Source organism: Streptomyces sp. CNQ085 (assembly GCF_022614595.1).
Lineage (GTDB): Bacteria > Actinomycetota > Actinomycetes > Streptomycetales > Streptomycetaceae > Streptomyces.
Window position 1 is genome coordinate 1 of record NZ_JAJFAU010000057.1, and the last position, 20448, is coordinate 20448.

The 20448-nt window shown below is 73.7% G+C and carries 23 protein-coding genes, 1 tRNA gene and 2 pseudogenes; 13 read left to right on the forward strand and 13 right to left on the reverse strand.

The genetic code is table 11. The features are described from left to right. Positions 1 to 827: TerD family protein (locus LJ221_RS12195; protein WP_241716241.1), on the reverse strand; the 827-nt coding region annotated here is incomplete at its 3' end. A 180-nt stretch (positions 828 to 1007) separates the two neighbouring features. On the opposite strand from LJ221_RS12195, the gene LJ221_RS12200 reads away from it, so the two are divergent. From LJ221_RS12200 to LJ221_RS12215, 4 genes are all read left to right on the forward strand, one after another. Then, positions 1008 to 2180 (forward strand): HpcH/HpaI aldolase/citrate lyase family protein, encoded by a 1173-nt coding sequence (locus LJ221_RS12200; protein ID WP_241716244.1) that lies wholly within the window; start codon positions 1008 to 1010, stop codon positions 2178 to 2180. Then, complete coding sequence (locus tag LJ221_RS12205) at positions 2177 to 4777, forward strand: phosphoribosyltransferase (protein WP_241716246.1); 2601 nt, start codon at positions 2177 to 2179, stop codon at positions 4775 to 4777. The genes LJ221_RS12200 and LJ221_RS12205 overlap by 4 nt, the downstream gene beginning before the upstream one ends. After that, positions 4774 to 5640 carry an HAD family hydrolase gene (locus LJ221_RS12210; protein ID WP_241716248.1) on the forward strand — a complete coding sequence of 289 codons (867 nt, stop codon included), beginning with the start codon at positions 4774 to 4776 and terminating at the stop codon, positions 5638 to 5640. The genes LJ221_RS12205 and LJ221_RS12210 overlap by 4 nt, the downstream gene beginning before the upstream one ends. Before the next feature lie 90 nt (positions 5641 to 5730). Further along, the gene (locus LJ221_RS12215; protein ID WP_241716250.1) at positions 5731 to 6402 is read left to right on the forward strand and encodes an O-methyltransferase; all 672 of its coding nucleotides are present in this window, start codon (positions 5731 to 5733) and stop codon (positions 6400 to 6402) included. 61 nt (positions 6403 to 6463) lie between these two features. Here LJ221_RS12215 and LJ221_RS12220 read toward each other — a convergent pair whose 3' ends face one another. The 4 genes from LJ221_RS12220 to LJ221_RS12235 all read right to left on the reverse strand — a co-directional run bounded on the left by LJ221_RS12220 (position 6464) and on the right by LJ221_RS12235 (position 8571). Continuing rightward, positions 6464 to 6688, reverse strand: coding sequence for a zinc ribbon domain-containing protein (locus LJ221_RS12220; RefSeq protein WP_241716252.1), 225 nt, complete (start codon positions 6686 to 6688; stop codon positions 6464 to 6466). An 83-nt stretch (positions 6689 to 6771) separates the two neighbouring features. Further along, on the reverse strand, positions 6772 to 8031 hold the full coding sequence (locus LJ221_RS12225) for a hypothetical protein (RefSeq protein WP_241716293.1): 1260 nt from the start codon (positions 8029 to 8031) through the stop codon (positions 6772 to 6774). A gap of 100 nt (positions 8032 to 8131) precedes the next feature. After that, a complete protein-coding gene (locus LJ221_RS12230) occupies positions 8132 to 8419 on the reverse strand; it encodes a hypothetical protein (protein WP_241716254.1) in 288 nt (95 codons plus the stop codon). After that, positions 8356 to 8571, reverse strand: coding sequence for a hypothetical protein (locus LJ221_RS12235; RefSeq protein WP_241716256.1), 216 nt, complete (start codon positions 8569 to 8571; stop codon positions 8356 to 8358). Before LJ221_RS12235 ends, LJ221_RS12230 begins: the two co-directional genes overlap by 64 nt. Before the next feature lie 183 nt (positions 8572 to 8754). Between LJ221_RS12235 and LJ221_RS12240 the strand changes: the two genes are divergently transcribed. Beyond that, positions 8755 to 8829: transfer RNA gene (locus tag LJ221_RS12240), tRNA-Val, on the forward strand. A 95-nt stretch (positions 8830 to 8924) separates the two neighbouring features. On the opposite strand, the gene LJ221_RS23705 is transcribed toward LJ221_RS12240, so the two are convergent. Then, positions 8925 to 9134 (reverse strand): hypothetical protein, encoded by a 210-nt coding sequence (locus LJ221_RS23705; protein ID WP_308314770.1) that lies wholly within the window; start codon positions 9132 to 9134, stop codon positions 8925 to 8927. A gap of 203 nt (positions 9135 to 9337) precedes the next feature. On the opposite strand from LJ221_RS23705, the pseudogene LJ221_RS12250 reads away from it, so the two are divergent. Both LJ221_RS12250 and LJ221_RS12255 read left to right on the forward strand, forming a co-directional pair. Further along, positions 9338 to 9574, forward strand: a pseudogene (locus LJ221_RS12250) (RidA family protein); the annotation flags it as partial. Positions 9575 to 9710: 136 nt separating this feature from the next. Continuing rightward, a complete protein-coding gene (locus tag LJ221_RS12255; RefSeq protein ID WP_241716258.1) occupies positions 9711 to 10307 on the forward strand; it encodes a tellurite resistance TerB family protein in 597 nt (198 codons plus the stop codon). Between the two features lie 300 nt (positions 10308 to 10607). On the opposite strand, the pseudogene gvpJ reads toward LJ221_RS12255, so the two are convergent. From gvpJ to LJ221_RS12270, 4 genes and pseudogenes are all read right to left on the reverse strand, one after another. After that, positions 10608 to 10739 (reverse strand): annotated as a pseudogene (gene gvpJ, locus LJ221_RS23460) (gas vesicle protein GvpJ); the annotation flags it as partial. Between the two features lie 180 nt (positions 10740 to 10919). Further along, the gene (locus tag LJ221_RS12260; protein ID WP_241716260.1) at positions 10920 to 11426 is read right to left on the reverse strand and encodes a hypothetical protein; all 507 of its coding nucleotides are present in this window, start codon (positions 11424 to 11426) and stop codon (positions 10920 to 10922) included. Further along, on the reverse strand, positions 11423 to 11908 hold the full coding sequence (locus LJ221_RS23295) for a DUF6415 family natural product biosynthesis protein (protein ID WP_241716262.1): 486 nt from the start codon (positions 11906 to 11908) through the stop codon (positions 11423 to 11425). The genes LJ221_RS12260 and LJ221_RS23295 overlap by 4 nt, the downstream gene beginning before the upstream one ends. A 187-nt stretch (positions 11909 to 12095) precedes the next feature. Then, on the reverse strand, positions 12096 to 13280 hold the full coding sequence (locus tag LJ221_RS12270) for a helix-turn-helix domain-containing protein (RefSeq protein ID WP_241716264.1): 1185 nt from the start codon (positions 13278 to 13280) through the stop codon (positions 12096 to 12098). 113 nt (positions 13281 to 13393) lie between these two features. On the opposite strand from LJ221_RS12270, the gene LJ221_RS12275 reads away from it, so the two are divergent. After that, the gene (locus LJ221_RS12275; protein WP_241716266.1) at positions 13394 to 13924 is read left to right on the forward strand and encodes a flavoprotein; all 531 of its coding nucleotides are present in this window, start codon (positions 13394 to 13396) and stop codon (positions 13922 to 13924) included. A gap of 365 nt (positions 13925 to 14289) precedes the next feature. Here LJ221_RS12275 and LJ221_RS12280 read toward each other — a convergent pair whose 3' ends face one another. After that, on the reverse strand, positions 14290 to 14733 hold the full coding sequence (locus LJ221_RS12280) for an ATP-binding protein (protein WP_241716268.1): 444 nt from the start codon (positions 14731 to 14733) through the stop codon (positions 14290 to 14292). A gap of 169 nt (positions 14734 to 14902) precedes the next feature. Here LJ221_RS12280 and LJ221_RS12285 point away from each other — a divergent pair, with 169 nt between their 5' ends. From LJ221_RS12285 to LJ221_RS12295, 3 genes are read left to right on the forward strand one after another with little or no spacing between them, the layout of a single operon-like run. After that, a complete protein-coding gene (locus LJ221_RS12285) occupies positions 14903 to 15742 on the forward strand; it encodes a helix-turn-helix transcriptional regulator (RefSeq protein ID WP_241716270.1) in 840 nt (279 codons plus the stop codon). Positions 15743 to 15745: 3 nt separating this feature from the next. After that, positions 15746 to 15982, forward strand: coding sequence for a DUF397 domain-containing protein (locus LJ221_RS12290; protein ID WP_241716272.1), 237 nt, complete (start codon positions 15746 to 15748; stop codon positions 15980 to 15982). A gap of 42 nt (positions 15983 to 16024) precedes the next feature. Then, positions 16025 to 16846, forward strand: coding sequence for an SAM-dependent methyltransferase (locus LJ221_RS12295; RefSeq protein WP_241716274.1), 822 nt, complete (start codon positions 16025 to 16027; stop codon positions 16844 to 16846). 118 nt (positions 16847 to 16964) lie between these two features. Here the strand turns inward: LJ221_RS12295 and LJ221_RS12300 are convergent, their stop codons facing one another. Further along, positions 16965 to 17621: a DedA family protein gene (locus LJ221_RS12300; RefSeq protein WP_241716295.1), complete on the reverse strand. Its 657-nt coding sequence runs from the start codon at positions 17619 to 17621 to the stop codon at positions 16965 to 16967. Between the two features lie 181 nt (positions 17622 to 17802). On the opposite strand from LJ221_RS12300, the gene LJ221_RS12305 reads away from it, so the two are divergent. After that, positions 17803 to 18522, forward strand: a complete 720-nt coding sequence (locus LJ221_RS12305; protein ID WP_241716276.1) for a superoxide dismutase family protein — start codon at positions 17803 to 17805, stop codon at positions 18520 to 18522. A gap of 160 nt (positions 18523 to 18682) precedes the next feature. On the opposite strand, the gene LJ221_RS12310 is transcribed toward LJ221_RS12305, so the two are convergent. Then, entirely contained in the window at positions 18683 to 19354 is a 672-nt protein-coding gene (locus tag LJ221_RS12310) for an HNH endonuclease family protein (RefSeq protein ID WP_241716278.1), read from the reverse strand. A 470-nt stretch (positions 19355 to 19824) separates the two neighbouring features. Here LJ221_RS12310 and LJ221_RS12315 point away from each other — a divergent pair, with 470 nt between their 5' ends. Then, positions 19825 to 20406, forward strand: coding sequence for a TMEM165/GDT1 family protein (locus tag LJ221_RS12315; protein WP_241716280.1), 582 nt, complete (start codon positions 19825 to 19827; stop codon positions 20404 to 20406). Positions 20407 to 20448: the final 42 nt, after the last annotated feature.

A 20448-nucleotide genomic window follows, 5' to 3' on the forward strand; every position in this document is an offset into this window, starting at 1 on the left:
GCCCCCGGGGGCGGCACGGGGGCCGTCGGATGGGACGCGGCGGCGGGCTGGGGTTCGGGCCCCGGATCCGGCTCCGGCCCCGGGGGCTGCGGCTCCGGCCCGGGCAGCGGTTCCGGCCCGGGTGTGGGGCCGGGGACGGGACGCGGCGGCGGAGGGTTCGGCCCAGGCGGCGGCTCGGGGTGCGGCTGCGGCTCGGGACGGGGCTCGGGCATCGGCTCCGGGCGCGGGAAACCCGGCTCCGGGGGCGGTTGCGGGATCGTCTGGTCCGGCTCCCCGGACGAGGCCGGCCCGGCCTCCTCCACCGAGATGCCGAAGTCCGTCGCCAGCCCGACCAGACCGGTGTCGTACCCCTGCCCCAGCGCGCGGAACTTCCAGCCGTCCCCGCGCCGGTACAGCTCACCGCAGATCAGCGCCGTCTCCGAGCCCGTCTCGGGGCGGATCTCGAAACGGGCCACCGTCTCGCCGCCGTCGGCGTCCACCACCAGCAGCGCCAGGTCGCGCACATCGGCGAAGGTTCCGCCGTCCGCCGACGCGGACAGCATCACCCGTTCCACGGACGGGTCGAGACGGCCGAGATCCACCTCGAGCGAGTCCGTCAGCCCCTCCGGCTCGCGCCTCTTGGGCAGGTACCGCACCAGCCCGGAAGGGTGCTGTGGCTGGTTGTAGAAGACGAAGTCATCGTCGGAGCGCACACACCCGTCCGCACCCAGCAGCATCGCGGAGGCGTCGACGTCGCGGACGCCCGTGCCCGGCGTCCAGCGCAGTACGGCGCGCACGGCCGTCGTGTGGAGCTGGATGTTCGACCCCTTCAGCATCGCGTGCGTCATAGCGCCATCCTGCCTGTCACGGCCCGCCGGTACAACGCGGGTGCCTCGGCGCCCTGGATTTATACGCAAGTAATGCTATGTTCACGCGTTCGAGTAACTTTTGAGCCACGTGCGTGCTTACGATGATCGGCCGGTTCTCGCTCATGAAAGACATGGGGCCGGTGATGGAACGGGGGTCCTGTGCGGCACTTCGGGCACCTTTCGCCGCGGGTACGGCGGGAACTGTTCCACAAGGAACCGGCCGAATTCTCATCGCAGTCCCCGGCCCGTCTGCTGTCGGTGGCCCTCGGCGCCACCCTCTACAGCCCCGCCACCCGCCCCCGGCTCGCCGAGGACGTACTCAAGCAGGCCCGGCGGGGAGTGGTCTCCATGGTGCTCTGCCTGGAGGACTCCATCGACGACGCCGAGGTGCCCGGCGCCGAGGAGAACCTGGTGCGGCAGTTCACCGAACTGGCCGCCTCCGCCCCCGGCGCCGCCTTCACCGAGCCTCCGCTGCTGTTCGTCCGCGTCCGGGAACCCGCGCAGATCACCTCCCTGGTCCGGCGCCTGGGTCCCGGTACCCGCCTGCTGTCCGGTTTCGTGCTGCCCAAGTTCACCGAGGAGCGCGGTATCCCCTTCCTGGAGGCGCTCACCGCCGCCGAGGCCGACTGCGGTCGGCGGCTGTTCGCCATGCCGGTCCTGGAGTCCCCCGACCTCCTGCACCTGGAGACGCGGGTGGAGACGCTCACCGGGATAGCCCGCACCGTCGACAAGTACCGTGACCGGGTCCTGGCGCTCCGCCTGGGCGTCACCGACTTCTGCTCCGCCTACGGGCTGCGCCGCAGCCCCGACATGACCGCCTACGACGTGCAGATCGTCGCCTCGGTGATAGCCGACGTGGTCAACGTGCTCGGCAGGGCCGACGGCACCGGCTTCACCGTCACCGGGCCCGTGTGGGAGTACTTCCGGCTCCAGGAGCGGATGTTCAAACCACAGCTGCGCCAGAGCCCGTTCACCGGCCGGGCCGAGGAGCTGCGCGCCGCGCTGATCGAGCACGACATGGACGGACTGCTGCGCGAGATCGGCCTGGACCGGGCCAACGGCCTGCAGGGCAAGACGTGCATCCACCCCTCCCATGTCGTCCCCGTCCACGCCCTTTCGGTGGTCAGCCATGAGGAGTTCAGCGACGCCACGGACATACTGCGTCCCGAGCGCTGCGGGGGCGGAGTACTGCGTTCCGCGTACACCAACAAGATGAACGAGGTGAAGCCGCACCGCGCCTGGGCCGAGCGCACCCTGCTGCGGGCCGAGGCGTTCGGCGTCGCGCGCGAGGGCGTGGGGTTCGTCGAGCTGCTGGCGGCTGGGAGCATATGAGTCATACGGACGAGCACGACCACGGCCGCGAACACGGCCATGGCGAGCGGCACGGCGAGGGGTACGGCAGGGTGACGCAGGCGGCGGACGAACACGGGCGCACGGGAGGACGGCGGAGCGGGGCGCCGGGGGAGACCGGTGGACCCGGGACCGGGCGGGGAACCGGCCAGTGGTCCGGCCGGTGGGTCGCACAGCGACTGGGGGTACGGCTGGAAGCTCCGTCCGGCGAGGAGGACGGACGTCTGCGCGACCTGCTCGGCCTGGCCCTGCGGCGCAACCCCCGCCGGGCGCACCTGCTGGTCTCCCAGGTGCTGGGCAAGCACGTCCCCCAGCTGCCCGGCACCGTCCACGGCACCGGACTGCGCCTCGGTGAACGCGTCCGTGAGCTGCTGGGCGCGGACGCCGCCCGCGCGGTCGTCCTCGGCTACGCGGAGACTGCCACCGGCCTCGGCCACAGCGTCGCCGACGGCCTGGGCACCGCCCCCTACCTCCACTCCACGCGCCGCGCCGTACCCGGAGTGGAGCCGGTGGGCGGTTTCGAGGAGGAGCACTCCCACGCCACCTCCCATCTGCTGCTGCCGCAGGACCCGCGGTTGCTGGCCGGGGACGGGCCGCTGGTCCTGGTGGACGACGAGTTCTCCACCGGCACCACCGTCATGAACACCATGACCGCACTGCACCGGGCCTTCCCGCGCGAGCGGTACGTGATCGTGGCGCTGACCGACCTGCGCGGGCCGCAGGACCGGGCCCGGCTGGGGAAGTTCGCCGCCGACCTCGGCGCCCGCATCGACGTGGTGGCCCTGGCCACCGGCACCGTACGCCTCCCCGGGGACGTACTGGAGCGCGGCGCCGCCCTGGTCGAGGCCCACTACAGCCCGCCGCCGCGGCCCGCGACCGGATTCGACCCCGGCCAGGTACGCCGCGTCGAGCTGGGCTGGCCGCTGGGTCTGCCCGACGGCGGGCGGCACGGCTTCACCCCCGCCCACCGCGCCCGGCTGGAGGCCGCGCTGCCGGCGATGGCCGGCCGGATGGCCGCCCACCTGCCCGAGGGGGCGCGCAGGGTGCTCGTCCTGGGGTGCGAGGAGCTGATGTACGCGCCGCTGCGGCTGGCCGACGCACTCACCGGCGCCACCGGCGCCGAGGTCCGCTACTCCACCACCACCCGCTCGCCCGTCCTGGCGGTCGACGAGCCCGGCTACGCCATCCGCACCCGCCTGGTCTTCCCCGCCCACGACGGCCCCGCCGACGGCACCCCCGACCGGCCGGGCGACCGCTACGCCTACAACATCGCCGGCCAGGGCTTCGACGCCGTCGTAGCCGTCGTGGACTCCGCCGCCGACACCCCCGCCCTCCACGCGCCCGACGGCCTGCTGGCCCACCTCGCCGCCCACACCGGCCGGGTGCTGCTCGCGGTCGTCCCCTCCCACCGGCCCCTGCCCGCCCCGCTGCGCGGTCCGGACTTCTCCTCCTACGCCGCCGAGGACGTCGGCTGGCTGCTCCAGGACCTCTCCGGCGTCACCCTGGAGGCGCCCACCGAGGAGCGCGAGGAGGCCGTCCAGTCCGGCGGAGCGCACTACGCCGAGTCGCTGCCGGTGGAGTACCGGCCCAGCCAGGAGTACCAGCGGCTGTTCCACCAGGCGCTGGAGGCGTCCGCCGACCGGATCGCCCGCGCCGTCGGCGCGGTCACCGACACCCTGCTCGCCGAACGGGGCGGCCGGGACGGCGTCCGGCACGACCGTGGGAAGGGCGTCGTGCTGGCCTCCCTCGCACGCGCCGGCACCCCCGTCGGGGTGCTGATGCGCCGCTGGGCCCGGCATGCGCACGGCCTGGACATACCGCACTACGCCGTCTCCATAGTCCGCGGCCGCGGCATCGACACCACCGCCCTGCGCTGGCTCGCCGCCCACCACGACCCGGCCGACGTGGTCTTCGTCGACGGCTGGACCGGCAAGGGCGCCATCACCCGCGAACTCGCCGACGCCCTGCGCCCCTTCCCCGGCTTCGAACCCGAACTCGCCGTCCTGGCCGACCCTGGCGGCTGCGTGCGCACCTACGGCACCCGCGAGGACTTCCTCATCCCCTCCGCCTGCCTCAACTCCACCGTCTCCGGCCTCGTCTCGCGCACCGTGCTCCGCGCCGACCTCGTCGGGCCGGACGACTTCCACGGGGCCAAGTACTACCGCGAACTGGCCGCGGGAGACGTCTCCAACCTCTTCCTGGGCACCGTCGAGAGCCGCTTCGACGCCGTACGCGCCGACGTGGCCGCGGACGTGGCACACCTGCTCGCCGCCGACCGCGCCCCCACCTGGGCCGGCTGGAGGGCGGTGGAGCGCATCAGCGAGGAGTACGGCATCGGGGACGTCAACCTCGTCAAGCCGGGCGTCGGCGAGACCACCCGGGTGCTGCTGCGCCGCGTTCCCTGGCGCGTACTGGCCCGGCGCGGCGCGGGCGCCGATCTGGACCACATCCGGCTGCTGGCCGGGCAGCGCGGCGTGCCCGTCGAGGAGACCGACGACCTGCCCTACTCCTGCGTCGGCCTCATACACCCCCGCTACACGCGCGGCGCCACCGGCGCTGACGGAAAGGCCGCCCGATGAGCAGTCCGGTGAGCCGCCCGGCTGCCGACGCCGCACACGCGGCTCCGGGGCGCCGCACGGTCCTGGTCGCCAGCGACCTGGACCGCACCCTCGTCTACTCCGCCGCCGCCCTCGGGCTGACCGTGCCCGACGCCGAGGCCCCGCGTCTGCTGTGCGTGGAGGTCTACCGGTCCATGCCCCTGTCGTACCTCACCGAGACCGCCGCCGCCCTGCTGACCGAACTCGTGGACCGGTCCGTCTTCGTCCCCACCACCACCCGCACCCGCGAGCAGTACGGCCGCATCCGTCTGCCCGGCCCGCTCCCGCGCTACGCGATCTGCGCCAATGGCGGCCATCTGATGGTGGACGGCGAGTCCGATCCCGGCTGGCACGCCCGGGTACGGCGCGCCCTGGACGCCGACTGCGCGCCGCTCGCGCAGGTGCGCGCCCGCATGGTGGAAGCCGCCGACCCCGGCTGGCTGCTCAAGGAGCGAGTCGCCGAGGACCTGTTCGCCTACCTCGTCGTCGACCGCGAGAAGCTGCCCGACAGCTGGGTCAGGGAGCTGGCCGACTGGGCCGGGCCGCGCGGCTGGACCGTCTCCCTCCAGGGCCGAAAGCTCTACGCCGTGCCGCGTCCGCTCACCAAGAGCGCCGCCGTCGCCGAGGTCGCCCGGCGCACCGGCGCCGAGCACGTCCTGGCCGCTGGCGACTCCCTCCTCGACGCCGACCTGCTGCTGGCCGCCGACACCGGCTGGCGGCCCGGCCACGGGGAGCTGGCCGACCTGGGCTGGAATGCCCCGCACATCACCGCCCTGCCCGAGCGCGGGGTCGCGGCCGGGGAACGTGTGCTGCGGGAGTTCCTCACGCACACCGGACAGGACTGAGCGAGCCGGACAGGACTGAGCGAGCCGGACAGGACTGAGCGAGCCGGACAGGACTGAGCGAGGACGACGGGACTGAGCGAGGATGCGGCCATGACCACACCGGCATCCCGCGACAAGCGTCCCCTCCAAACCGCCGAGCTGTACAGGTACGTGCTCGACCACAACCCGCCGCTCGACCCCGTCCTGCGTGACCTGGTGGAGGCCACGCGCGCCCGCTTCCCCGACCGGGCCGGGCTGCAGTCGGCCCAGGAACAGGGGCCGATGCTGGCCTTCCTGGTGCGGCTGACCGGTGCCCGCCGCATCGTGGAGGTCGGCACCTTCACCGGCTTCTCCGCACTCGCCCTGGCCCAGGCCCTGCCCGAGGACGGCACGCTCATCGCCTGTGACATCTCGCGGGAGTGGACGGCCCTCGGGCGCGAGGCATGGGCCAGGGCGGGCGTGGCCGACCGCATCGACCTGCGCATCGCGCCCGCCCTGGACACCCTGCGGGCCCTGCCCGCCGAGCCGGAGATCGACTTCGTCTACCTCGACGCGGACAAGGACAACTACATCGCCTACTGGGATGAGCTGGTGCCGCGGATGCGGCCGGGCGGACTGATCGTCGCGGACAACGTGCTCTTCCACGGCGAGGTCGCCGACCCGGACGCCACCGGCAACGCCGCCGCGATCCGGGCCTTCAACGACCACGTCCGTGCCGACGGGCGGATGGAGTCGATCATGCTGACTGTCGCCGACGGCGTGACCATCGCGCGCAGGCGGTAGCCCACCCTGGCGCGGGTCGCGTCCAACGGCCGCTTCCGCCGGCCACCGCCGGCTCTTCCGCTCAGCCGCAGCAGCCGCCTCCGCAGCATCCGCCGCCCCCGCCGCCGCCCGCGCTCGGCGCGGGGGCGGAGGAACGGGCGGCGCCGCCCACCGCGACGGTGGACAGCAGCTTCACCGTGTCCCCGTGGCCCTCCGGGCAACTGGCGGGCGCACCGGACTCGGCCATCGGTCGGTTCACTTCGAACGTGGTGCCGCAGGCGCGGCAGCGGAACTCGTATCGGGGCATGCGAGCAGGATAAGGGGCCGTCCGGCCATCGCGGGGAGCCTGTGGACAGCGGTCGCGGCACCGGGGCGGTACCGGTCGGGGGCTCAGCCGCCCGCCGCCCGCTCCTCGCGTATCCGGCGCACCACGTCCGCCACCGTCCCGCGGATGGCGTCCAGCTCCGTCACGAAGCCCCACCAGTCCGGATGCCGCCCCGACAGCCCCGCGACCGCCCGCTCCAGCCGGGCCACCGACTCGTCCAGCGGGCCCGCGTGCCGGGGATCTGGATGGCTGCGTCCGGCCATCGCCAGCCGCTGGGCGTCGCGGATGGCGAAGCGCGTCCGCTCCACCTCGCCGCTGTGGTCGAAGGAGACCTCGTTCAGCCGCCGCAGACGCTCGCCGGCGGCCGAGACCGCCTCGTCCGCGTCGTTCAGCAGCGCCCGCACCGTCGACAGCCGGGCGGTGGCGTCCGCCCACCGCTGCTCCTGCCGGGCGGTACGCGCCTCGGCCAGCTTCTCCTCCGCCTGCCGCACCGCGCCCGCCACCTGGTCCGGCACATTCTGCAGATCCTCCCAGCACGCGACGGTGAACCGTCGCCGCAGCTCGCTCAGCACCGGCCCGACGTTCTCCGCCCGGTGCCCCAGCGCCTCGGCACGGGTGCGCAAGGAGGACAGCCGCCGGTCGGTCCCGGCCGCCCGCTCCGGCAGCAGTTCGACCTCCCTGCGCACCCCCTCCGCCTCCCGCAGCACGCGCTCGGCCCGCTGGAGGGTGTCCCGCACGCCGTGGCGCGCGGCGCCCTCGTTGAGCCTGGTCAGCTCGGGCGAGAGGGCGGCCAGCCGGGCCGCCGCCCCGTCGGCCCGCAGACCGGCGGCGCGTACGGCGTCCAGCGCCTTCGTCGCGCCCAGCAGCGCCTGCCGGGCCCGCTCCACGGCGGGGGCCAGCCGGGCGAGCTGCGTCTCGGCCCTCTCCAGCAGCGGACCGAGCCCCTGCCCGAACCGGTCCAGGTCCGCGCGGGTGCGCTCCAGATCCTCCCGCGTCCTGTCCAGGGCCCGGCGGGCGCCGGAGGCGGCGTCGGCGTCCAGGTCGTCGCGCTCCAGGTCGTGGGCGTCCACGGTGGCGATGTACTCATGGCTGACCTGGTCGATCCGCCGTCCGAACTCGGCGAAGTCCCCGACGGCCCGGCGTGCGGCCGGGGAGTCGTCGACGGCCGCCAGGGTCTCGACGGAGATCCGCAGGTCCCGCTGCGCGGTGTCCAGTTCGTAGAACGCGGTGGCCGCCGCGTCCTTGGCGGCCTGGGCCTCGGCCCGCCGGCTCTCGGCGCGCCCGCCGCCGCCCCAGCCCCAGCGGCGTGCGCCGCCGCCGTTCATCGCCGCCACGTGTGTCCTCTCCCCATGCGCCCTCGCCGGCCCGGCTGCCATTCTCCCACCCGGCCCGGGGAACACACGAGAGGCGACGGAGGCGGTCACCTCACGACCGGTCCCGCCGGCTCGCGGGGCGTACGGTCACATGGCCATTGGCGGTACGGGCGGTGATGGCAGGAGCGTCTTCACCGCCCCGCGGCACCTCCACCCGGTGCCGGATGCCGCAACTCACCGGCCCGGAGCAGGCGGGACCCAGCGACAGCCTCCCGCCCTCCATCGACCACCGCGCACCGGTGCTGCCGCCGTAGGCGATCCCGTCGAACCACCGGGTCACCCGTACGTCGGCCCGGTCCGCCGCCACCACCTCCACCGGCGAGTCCTCGACGTCGACCACCAGCGTCCCCACCCCTCCCCGACCTCGAAGGCCCGGTGCTCGGGCGGCGCGTCCCCGGCGTCCACGCACCCGGCCACCCCGGCGGTGGCGGCCACCGCGAGGACGACGGTGACCAGGGCGCGTACGGTGCTGCTGCGGGTCTCGGTGGTCATGGGCGGTCTCCGTATCCGTTCGGCGGGGCCGCTCGGTGGGGCTGCCCGGCGGCGCCCCGCCGACGCTATGGACTCCCGCCGCCGACGGCATCCGGCACCCCACCGGACCCGGGGTGGGGACAGCCCCCGCCTCCCGCGCTTGTGGCGCACACGGCGCGGCACGGTACGCTGTGGACTCACCCCGGGCGCATAGCTCAGCGGTAGAGCGCTGCCCTTACAAGGCAGATGTCGGCGGTTCGAACCCGTCTGCGCCCACCAGGGAGAAGCCCCCCGGCCCGCCAGGGCCGGGGGGCTTCCGCGTCACCGCCCGTCACCGGGTTCCGCCGACCACGCCAACAGGCTGCGACGAGGGATCAGTTCAGCAAGTGGCCCAGCACGGACCGCATCGCGCGGTCCACGGCGCGGCGGGCCGGTTCGGTGTGGTCGACGGTCTCGAAGCCGTGGTGGCCGCCCGGTACGTCGATCACCTCCACGGTGGCTGCGCAGTGCTCCGCCGTGGTCAGGAAGTCCGCGATCGTGGAGGCGAGTTCGGGGAGTTCCAGCTTCACCCGGGTCAGCGCCACCGGCAGCCGTCCCGCGGTGCGCGGCGCGGCCGGCGGGGTGGAAGCGGGCGGCGTCGACCGGCCGGCCCGGCGGGGGTGCGAGCAGGGGACAGGCGGCCGCCAGGCAGCGCAGCCACGGCGGGGGCGCGGCCAGCCAGTCGGCCGACAGCAGCCCGCCGCCGGAGAAGAACCACAGCGCGATCCGGTCCTCGTCCACGCGCGGGTCGGTCCGTACGAGGCGGACCGCGCTCGCCGACGCGGGCGCCTCGATCGAGGACGTCATCAGCACCCGGGTCCTGGTGGCCTCCAGCCGCCAGGGCGATCTGGTGACCGCCTGGGAGGTCGTCCGGGACGCCTTCGGGGACCACGACGTGCCCAGCACCCTGATGGGGGTGACGGTGCTCGGATACGACGGCCAGCTCGTGGAGATCGAGGCCGTCGCCGCCGTACTCGATTCCTGAACCAGCCCGCCCCGAAAGGGTGATCCGGGCGCCTGCGGAACCGGGGCGGGTCCCGGGGACGTTGTGAGGGCGGACGGTGAACGAAGACCTGCGGCCCGTACGAGACGGGCGGCGGCCGAGGACGGGACGGAAGCCAGTGGCGATGTGGGATCGGCTCAAGGACCAGGCCAGGAACCTCCAGCAGTCCCGGGGCGGTCAGGGGGCGGGCGGACCGAGCCCCGCGGGGCCGGGGGCCGGAGGGCTGGGTGCGGCCGGTCAGGGCCACGGCGCCCGCTCCGGCTCCGGAGGGGGGACGAAGGCCCAGCTGGTGGGCCTGCTGAAGTCCCAGCTCGCCTCGGCCAAGGCCGAGTTGAAAAGTGGTGCGTACCGGGACGCGAGCATGGCGATGTGCGCGCTGGTGGCCGCCGCCGACGGGCATGTGGACCCGTCGGAGCGGCAGCGGATGGAGTCGATGATCGTCGACAACGACGTTCTGCGGAACTTCCCGCCCGAGCAGCTGCGCCAGCGGTTCAACCGCCACGTGGACCGGCTGACGGCCGACTTCCAGGCGGGCAGGGCGGAGGCGCTGCAGGAGATCGCCAAGGCCGCCAAGAAGCCGGCGGAGGCCAGGGCCGTCGTCCAGACCGGCATCGTCATCGCCGGCGCCGACGGCCACATCGACCAGTCCGAGCAGCAGGCCGTCCGGGAGGCCTGCGCCGCGCTGGGACTCTCCCCGGCGGAGTTCGGCATGTGAGGGCCGGGCGGGAACCAGGCGGAATCCGGACGGGATTCGGGCGGAACCGCCCAATCCGGCTCCGGGGCGGCGGGATCGCGGGGGCCGCCGGTCGGTGAGGTGGGGGGTGCCGGGGCGCCAGGTGGTCCGGAAGCCGTCATCCAGCAGATGGCCGCCGCGCATGTGGACGACGTACCGCTCCCCGGCGCGCAGTTCGAGCTCGCGGTGTCCGGTGGAGCGCTCGGCCCAGGCGCGGGTGTCCTCGTCCCGGCGGCGCAGCATGCCGTACTCCAACATGGTCTCCATGCCCGCGATCACGGCGCGCAGACTGACGCCTATCAGCGGGATGTCGGCCACCGAGATGATGAGGTCCAGATGGAGGACGGCGCCCTTGTTCAGCAGGACCTCGACGAGGTCGTCCAGCGTCACGCGCGGATCTCTGGTGGGCTTCATCGGCGGGCGTTCAGCCGTCACGGCCACCGCTCTTGCCGTCTGCTGAGGCGCTGTCGGCGGCGTCCGCGCCGGCGGGAACACTTCTCTACTGGTAACCGCTCACCCGTTACGCCTATCCGGGTGAGCGCTTCCCGTGTGTCCGTGAGGTGGGGTCAGCCGGGCGCGGGGCCCGGCGCCCCGTCATCCGGCGATTTCCGCGGCTTCGGTGACCTCGGCGGCTTCGGTGGCCGCGGCCGCGCGGGCCTCGGCGTAGGCGTCACGGAGGTCCGGGCCCCAGGCGGGTGCCTGGTTCGAGGGGCGGACGATCCAGCCCCGGTTGCCGATCAGATCCGGTTCGACGACATCCGGGTGGGGCAGCAGCACCAGGGTGCCGTGACCCAGGACGGACATGCCGGTGACCTCCCAGCCGTCGGCCGAGCCCAGGGCGACGACGAAGTCCGCGCCCAGCGGAGTGGAGAGCACGGGGCCGAGCGGGGCCCGTGCGGCACGCATCCTGCGGACCGTCTCCAGGGCGAGGGGCAGCGGGATGCGGACCACGTCCCAGGCGACCCCGGCGGGCACCTCGCCCAGCGCGCCGTACTCCCAGGCGGCCAGGACGGCGGGTACGCGGCCGGTGGGCTCAAGCCAGCCGGTCGGCGGAGGCTGGACGGCGGTGCCGGCCGGTGCGGAGTGCGGGGAGATGATCACGGTTTCGCCTTCCTGTTCCACTCGGGAGTCTGCCGCAGCAGCCATCGGCAGTCGTGTGCGAGGGATCTGATCTGCTGCCGGGCGGAGGACAGCCCGTCGTCCAGTCCCCGTCCGGCCTGGTTGGTGATCCAGTCCAGCCGTGCCCGGTAGCGCAGCCACTCGGCGGTGCTGGGGCGCAGGACGGCGGCGCGGGCCCGCGCGATCGGCAGCAGCAGCCGGATGTGGCCGCGTAACCGGGTCTCCAGTTCCACCAGTTCCCCATGGCCCAGGGGCGCGCTGCCGTGGGCCAGGGCGCGGCAGATGCTGTGCTGGACGGCGGCGGCGTCCACCAGGACGGCCCCCTCCGGGGGGTCGGTATCGGCCGACGGGGCCCGCGGGCCGGTCTCCTGCGGGCCGGTTCCGCCGAACAGGCCCGGCGGGCCGGGTGATTCGCCGACCGAGGGCGGGGTCGCGGGTGGGATGGCGTCTGGTGTCGTCTGCACGAGGTCCCCCGGACTTGTGGTCACGATCGCTTACGGATCCAGCGTGACGGCGCGGCCGGCCCGCAACTGTCACTCTTCGGTGACAGGCACCGTCGGCGTGTGCGCGGGCGCGTACGCTCCGGCGTTCGCACCGGACATCGCACACCGTCACGCACGATCGCACGTCGTCACACGGCGCCGTGCCTCGTCACACTCCGACCCACGCGGCCATCCGTGTCAGGGTGTCCGGCGACCTGCGCCGCAGGTTCAGCAGGCCGCGCACCGTCTCCCGCACCCGGGGGTGGAAACGGGTCTGCTGGGGCGCCAGCGCGCGAGCCTGGGCCAGGGAGGCCAGGGCCGCCTCGATCCGGCCGGTCTCCATCTCCGCGCGGGCCCGGTCCACCAGCAGCGCGGCCCGCCTGGAGGCCGCCCAGCCGCGCGGCGGGCGCACCGCGCGAGCCGCGCTCAGCGCCGCGTCGTACTGGCGCAGCTCCAGCCGGGCGAACACCTCGTGCGTCCCGACGTTCGCCGGGCCGAAGGACAGCCAGTGCACCGCCCCCACCTCACCGGTGCGCCGGGCGATCTCCCCGGCCCGTGCGAGGTGGGACTCCACGGTCGCCGCGTCGCCCGCGCGGGCCGCGATCACGGCCGCGCCCAGATGGAGCTGCCCGGCCACCGCCAGGCTCTCGGTGCTCTCCCCGGTCTGGCGCAGCAGATCGTGCCCGACCGCCACGATGCGCAGGCCGATACGGTGTTCGGCGTCCCGGCTGCGGTAGGACAGGGCCCGCTTGTACTGGCGGATCGCACCGAGCAGCGGGTCGCCGGCGTGCTCGGAGGCCCAGCCCATCCGGTCCAGGGCCACCACGGCCAGGTCGTAGTTGCCGAGCTTCGTCGTCACGTCGTGCGCGCTGCGGTACGCCGACGCCAGCGCCCGCCACAGCTCGGTGCTCGGGCGCTCCCGGCAGGAGACGGTCAGATCCGCCAGCAGGCCCGGCAGGCCCGAGGCCGCCTGGTACAGCCGGGCGCCGCGTACGTCGCGGCACAGCGCGTCGGCGGCCGCGGCCAGTCCGGGCGCGGGGAGGGCGGGGAGGCGAGGGTCGGGCGGCAGGTCGTACAGGTCCAGTGCCTCGCGGATGGGGCGGACCAGGCCGTCGACGCGGTCGGGTCCGGGGGGGTGCGCGGGCTGCCCCGTCAGGGCGGCGACGTCGGTGCGCAGCGCTCTGGCCACAGCGGCCACGAACTGCGGGGAGGCGCTCTTGTGACCGCTCTCGACATGGCGCAGAAGGCTGTAGGAGTAGGGGATGCGCTGGGCGAGCCCCTGCTGTGTGAGTCCGGCGCGCTTGCGCTGGGCGGCGATCCGGTTACCGATGTGCTCGTCGTCGGATGCGGGCATACCGGGTCCCTCCGTTCCTGGCGGCATCTGAACGGTACCCGCGACCCGCCGCCCGGCCCAGTGAGTTCGCGCTGATCAGGTGTGGTGAACTGCGGAGCATGAGGAACCGAGTCATGTACCTGTTCGGTTGTGCCTCCCCGCCCGTCGTCTACGTCGACCACGCGATCCGCGAGGCGCAGGCGCGGGGCTGGGAGGTGTGCCTGGGACTGACGCCGAACGCGCGGGAGTGGCTGGAGGACCGGCTGCCGGAGCTGGAGGAGCTGACCGGCCATCCGGTGCGCAGCGCCTACCGGTCCTACGGCCGGCCCGAGACATGGCCCAGGACGGATGTCGTGGTGGTGGCGCCGGCGACCATGCACACGGTCAACGCCTGCGCGCTGGGCATCACTTCGACGTTCGTCGTGGGCTTCGCCGCGGAGGCGATGGGCAAGCGCATTCCGCTGGTGGTCATGCCGTGCCTGAACTCCACCTACGCCCGGCACCCGCAGTTCGAGCGCTCGCTGGAGGTCCTGCGCGGGGAGGGTGTACGGGTGCTGTACGGTCCCGGCGGCTTCGAGCCGAACCCGCCGGGACAGGGGCGCCCCGAGGAGTACCCGTGGCACCTCGCGCTGGACGCGGCGTACGAGGCGGTGCGGCGGCGCTGACCGGCGGCGCGCGCCCCGCCCCGGCGCGCCTGTCCGCTTCGGCCGCCGCACCTCCCGCGGTGGTCGTCGATGCCGTCCGACGCCCTCGTGCGGCCTCAGGAGCATCTGTCCCAGTGCCCCTCTCGGGCCGCCGCGTCCAGGACGGAGCGCCGGGGTGCCGCAGCCGCACCGGCGGGCGCCGGCCGGGGCGGGCCACGGCCGATCGTCGATCGCCATGCCTCCGGTAGCAGCGCCGGGAGCCGGGCCGCGGGGAAGGCCCGAGCCGCCCCCACGCGGCTCGGGCCTGGTCCTTTTCCGCAGGGCCCGGGTCCCCTCCCCTCGCCGGGAGGAGGCCCGGGCCCTGCGGTCATCCGGCCCCGGACGGCTCAGGGCCGGATGACTGCCCACACGATGTGACCCAGGCCGAGTCCTGCGGACTCCACCCCCCAGGCCTGTGTGAGCGATTCGATCAGCTGTAGTCCCCGGCCGCGCTCCTCGTCGGCCCGGGGGAAGCACAGGACCGGGGTGCTGGCGTAGCTGCCCTGGTCGCGCACCTCGATGCGTATCTGGTTGTCGGCGACGTACAGCAGACAGCCGATGCGGTCGCTGTCCGTGTGCAGTACGGCGTTGGTGAACAGCTCGGAGACCACCAGCCGTGCCGTGCGGCAGACCTCCGGGGCGAAGCCCCACTGGAGCAGGCGCTCGAAGGCACGGTCGCGGGCGTCGGCGACGGAGAAGGGCTGGGCCGGCAGCTCGAATGTCTCCTGGCGCAGGTCGGGGCAGACACCGACCGGTCCCGGGAGCGTCATCGTGCCTGGGGAGAGCGCCACGGCCACCCGCCTTTCCGTACTTCCGCCTGTGGGGACCCACACTATCCTCGCTGCGGTAGGCAGAAGGCAAGAGGCGTCTTGCAAATTGCAGAATATTCAGGGCAGGCTGCGTACGTCATAGACGGTGTGTCAGACTCTCTGTTCGACCAGGGGTTTCGAGGGAGGGAACGTGGCGACCGTCGGGCGGATCGTGCTCGGTCTGCGACTCCGCGACCTGCGGGAAAAGGCCGGATGCTCCTTCGAGGAGGCCGCCTCCGCGCTCAGCGTCAACGCCGCGACGGTACGGCGGATGGAGAAGGCCGAAGTCGGCTTGAAACCGCTGTTCGTGGAGAAGCTGCTGGAGACCTACGGCGTCGAACGGCAGGAGATCGACTCCTTCCTGGCGCTCGTGGAGGAATCGCGCAGACCGGGATGGTGGCACCGCTTCCGTGACGTACTGCCCGACTGGTTCGGCCTGTACGTCAGCCTGGAGGGATCCGCCTCCGTCATCCGCGGCTATGAGCCCCACTGCGTCCCCGGCCTGCTCCAGACCGAGGACTACGCCCGCGCCCTGCTGCGCACCGGCTTCCCCAACGCGCCCGAGGACGAACTCGAGCGCCGGGTGGCGCTGCGCATGGGACGGCAGCGGCTCCTGGACGATCCCGGCGCCCCGCGCCTGTGGGTCGTGATTGACGAAACGGTCCTTCACCGGCCCGTCGGGGGGCGTGAGGCCATGCGGGCGCAGATCGACCGGCTCCTGGAGGCGGCGGGGATGCCGAACGTCACCCTCCAGGTCCTGACGTTCGGGGCGGGCCCGCACCCGGGCATGTTCGGCCCCTTCCAGCTGTTCCGCTTCGACATACCGGAACTGCCGGACATCGTCTACGCCGAGAGCCTCACAGGGGCCGTCTATCTGGACGAGCGCCCCGACACGGCCGCCTACCTGGAGGTCCTGGACCGCATGGGCGCGCAGGCCGTATCAGTACGACACACCGAGGAGCTCCTCGGTGACATTCGCAAGGAGTTCTGACCGATGGGTCACATTTACAACGGGATGCCGGCCAGGGAGCTCGGGAGCGAGGGCTGGCACAAGCCGTGGAGCGGCACCAACGGCGGCAACTGCGTGGAAGCGATGAAGCTCGGCGACGGACGGGTGGCCCTGCGGCAGTCCAGTGACCCCGACGGGCCCGCGCTGATCTACACCTACCAGGAGATCGAGTCGTTCATCCGGGGCGCCAAGCTCGGGGAAGCCGACTTCCTGCTCACCTGACCGCACCACCACCGGCCACCACCACCCCCCACGGGAGACCAGATGACCGCCCAGGGCTTCTCCGCCGACGACATCGACACCAGCAGGCCGCACTCGGCGCGCATGTACGACTACTTCCTCGGAGGGAAGACCAACTACGAGGCCGACATCCAGGGCGCCGAGTCAATCATCTCCTTCTGGCCGGGGGTGCGCACCGGAGCCCGCGTCAACCGCGCCTTCATGCACCGGGCTTCCCGGTGGCTGGTGCGCGAGGCGGGCATCCGGCAGTTCCTCGACGTCGGCACCGGCATACCCACCGAGCCCAACCTCCACCAGATCGTCCAGGCCATCGCGCCCGAGGCCCGGGTGGTCTACGCCGACAACGACCCCATCGTGCTGCGCTACGCGCAGGCGCTGCTGCGCAGCACCCCCGAGGGCCGTACCGCCTACCTGCACGCGGACGCGACCGACCCCGACTCGATCCTGAACCACCCCGAACTCCGCGAGATCCTGGACCTGAGCCGGCCGGTCGGAGTCTCCCTCAACGCGCTGCTCCACTACATCGGCGACGAGAGCAGGCCGCACGAGATCGTCGCACGGCTGGTGGAGGCGATACCGTCGGGCAGCTACCTCACCCTCACCCACTGCACCCCCGATCTCGACCCCGAGACCTGGGAGCGTCTGAACAGCCTCTCCATGTCCGGTTCCGCGGCCTCGGCCAAGGCCCGTACGCGCGAGGAGATCCTGCGGTTCTTCGACGGGCTGGAGTTCGTCGAGCCCGGCCTGACCGTGCCGCACCGCTGGCGGCCGGAGCCGGACCAGCCGCTCGCGGACGTCTCCGACGCGGAGGCGTCCCTCTACGCGGCCGTCGCCCGCAAGCCCTGACGGGGGCGGGCGGCTTCCCCCGGGCGGTGTCCCGGGCGGGCGTCGCCGGGGCACCGCCGGGACGAGGGGCGCGCACGGGCGTGATCTGCCCCGACGGCGCCCGGAGCCAGGGCGTACGTCAGGAGGCCCGCGCCGCCGGCAGCGGCCCGCGCCGCACCAGGAAGGCCGCCAGGACGCCCGCGCCGAAAAGGGCCAGCACCGAGACCGCCGTCCCCAGCCACGTCGCCCCGAACCACTGCCCGCCCACGTAGCCGGCGCCGACGCCGTACCCGGCCCAGGCCAGGCCGGCCAGGGCCGACCACGGCAGGAACTCCCTGGCGCGCCGCTGCTCCATGCCGGCGGCCAGGCTCATCACCGACCGACCGCCCGGGACGAACCGGGCCAGCACGACCAGGGGGCCTCCCCCGCGCGCCAGCGCGTGACCGAGCCGCTCCCGGGCGCGGGCCAGCCGCCGCGAGCGGTCGACGGTCCGGGTGAAGCGGTCACTGCCGTGCCGGGCGAGCCGGTACACCGTCAGGTCACCCAGGACGGACGCCGCGGCCGCGCACAGCACCAGCGCGCACACCGTCGGAAGCGGGGCGTTCGGAGCCGGTGCGGCGATCGCGGCCGCGCCCGCCGGCGTGCCCGCGGTCGTCGCGCCCGCCGCGGTGGCCGCGGCCGCGATCACGATGACGCCGCTGGGCAGGAAGGGGAGGAACACGTCGAGCAGCACCGACAGCGCTATGAGCACGTAGATCCAGGGGGCGTAGACCAACTCCCCCAGCGTTTCCTGCACTTTCACCCCCCGGCGGGGCCCCTGCCGCGGGGCGGTGTACCGCCGATCAGCGTACGCCCGCGTCACCCGTGAGGATCGGCTGGGGTGCCGCGGCACGTCATCTCCCCGCAGTCCGGCCGGAGTCGGCGGAGCATGGGCGGCCGTACGGAACGACACGGCGAACCGAGCAGGAGGGGCCGACATGCTCAAGGACAGGAAACCGGCGGACAGGACGGCGAACGGGACGGTGCGCAGGACGGTCGCCGCCGCGGTCGTCGCGGCCGCCGCGGTCGTCACGGCCGCGGCGGGGCCGGCGGGCGGCGCGGGAGCCGCCGAACCCGTCGAGACGGCGGAGGTCCTCGGCGTCGTCGAGTCGGTCGCCGACATCGGCATCGGCGGTTTCGGGTTCGGAGGCAGGCACCGGGTGGCGTGGGCGGGCGCGGAGTTCGCCCCGCCGGGGAAGTCCGCCGTGCCCGCGGCGGTGACCTACGACCGGGCCCTCGTTCCCGTCGGAGCCGGGGTCTCGGTGGCCCGTTACGACAGCCGCCGGGGCATGACCGTCGCACTGGGCGTGCGAGGGCTGTCACAGGACCGCGGCTACGGGGCGCACGTGCACACCGAGCCGTGCGGTGTCCGGCCCGGGGGCTCCGGCCCGCGCTACCGGAACGTCCCCGCTCCGAGTGGTTCGTCCGCCGGCCCGCGCCACGCCAACCCCGAGAACGAGGTCTGGCTGGACTTCACCACCGACGAGCACGGCGAGGGCAGGGCGCTGTCCAGCCACATGTGGCGTTTCCGCGCGGGCGAGGCGCGGTCCGTGGTGCTCTACGAGCACCGCACGGCGCACGAGCCCGGGCGCGCCGGCGACGCGGGCAGGCCGGTGGCCTGTGTCACCGCGGTGCTCGCCCCGGAGCCGGGGAGGTAGGGGCGGCGGATCCGGACGGGGCCCGGCGACGGAGGCGCGGACGGCGAGGGCGAAGGCGGCGCGAACGGTTCCGGTTCGGGAGGGCCGGGCCCGGCCGAGGAGTTCGGCCGGGCCCCGCCGTCCTGCCCGCACCGGTTCCGGGCGCGGGCGCCGAGGCCGGTCAGCAGCCGCTCAGCACGCTGGTGAGCCTGCTCTTCTCGGCGGAGTCCACGGACAGGCCGTAGCTGTGCTTCACCCAGACCCACATCCGGGCGTAGGTGCAGTGGTAGGCGGAGCGCGGGGGCATCCACTCCGCCGGGTCCCTGTCGCCCTTGGACTGGTTGACGTTGTCGGTCACGGCGATGAGCTGCGCGATGGACAGGTCGTTGGCGAACGACTGCCGCCTGGAGGTGGTCCAGGAGTTCGCGCCCGAGCGCCACGCCTCGGCCAGCGGTACGACGTGGTCGATGTCCACGTCGGAGGCGGCGTACCAGGTGGCGCCGTCGTAGGGCGAGTACCAGCGGCCGCTGGTGGCCGCGCAGCTGCTGTCCCGCACCACGCCCGTGCCGTCGCGTTCGAGGACGACCTCACGGGTGTTGCAGGTACCGCTCTGAGTGATCCAGTGCGGGAACCTGTCGCGGCTGTAGCCGTCCGAGGAGCCCTCGGCGCGCACCGTCAGGGAGGCGAGGTAGGAGCGCGCGGTGGACGCGCTCGGCGGAGTGGGGGGCGCGGCCTGGGCGGTGGGGGCGCTCAGGAACAGCAGACCGGCGCAGAGGGCGATGAGCGCGCCGAGAGCAGTGGATTGACGCGCGTAGAAGCCGCGCCGCGAAGCGGGCAGGCGCATGCCGTTCATACGAACTCCCTCGGAATGGGGGGAAGTTGACTGGAGCGAACGCCGTCAGAGTGATGCCGAAAGGTTTCCTCCCGGCGGGCGCCGGGTGACAGGATGGCGACATGGCCACGTCAAATCAAGACCGCCGCCCGGACTGATCGGCGCGCTCGCGGTGCGCGGGCACCGGCTCCGGTGCCCCGCGCCGGAGCCGCCGGCTGTGGCCGGCTCGGGGGCGCGCGGAGGCATCACGTACGCTGGTCGGTGTCTGAAGGGGAGTAGCTCTTCGCCGGACCGTCGACATACCGGCCGCGCCGTACCCGTACGGCCGGCCCGGCGCCCGGAGCCGGTGCCCGCGCACCGTGCCGGCGAGACCTTCGGCCGCAGTGTCCACGGCTTCACACAAGCCGCCCATGACGCTGCCGTGCCGAAGCGTGCTCGCCCCCCGCGGGCCCCCGGCAGGGCGGCCCGACCGGATGAGGGGTCATTCCCGCATGTTCAGCATCACCGCCGCCGCAGTGGCCTTCGGCGTCGTCTTCCTCGCCGAACTGCCCGACAAGACGGCACTCGCCGGGCTGGTGCTCGGCACCCGTTACCGGGCCTCGTACGTCTTCGCCGGAGTCGCGGCGGCCTTCGCGCTGCACGTCGCGCTGGCCGTCGCCGCGGGCAGCGTGCTGACCCTGCTGCCGCGACAGTTGGTGCAGGGGGTCACCGGTGCGCTGTTCCTGGGGGGCGCGCTGATGCTGCTGCTGAGGAAGGACGACGGCGACGAGGAGATCCGCAAGCCCTCCGACCAGTCCTTCTGGAAGGTGGCGGGCAGCGGCTTCATGCTGATCCTGATCGCCGAGTTCGGCGACCTCACCCAGATCATGACGGCCAACCTCGCCGCCCGCTACGACAATCCGCTCTCGGTCGCCCTCGGCGCGGTGATCGCCCTGTGGTCGGTCGCGGCCATCGGCATCCTGGGCGGGCGCGCGCTGATGCGCCGCGTGCCCCTGCGCCTGATCTCCCGGATCGCGGCGTGCGTGATGCTGGTGCTGGCCGCCCTCAGCTTCTACGAGGCGTTCACCGGCTGACCGGCCGGGGCGGCGGGAGTGATCACGCCCCCCACCCGGAAC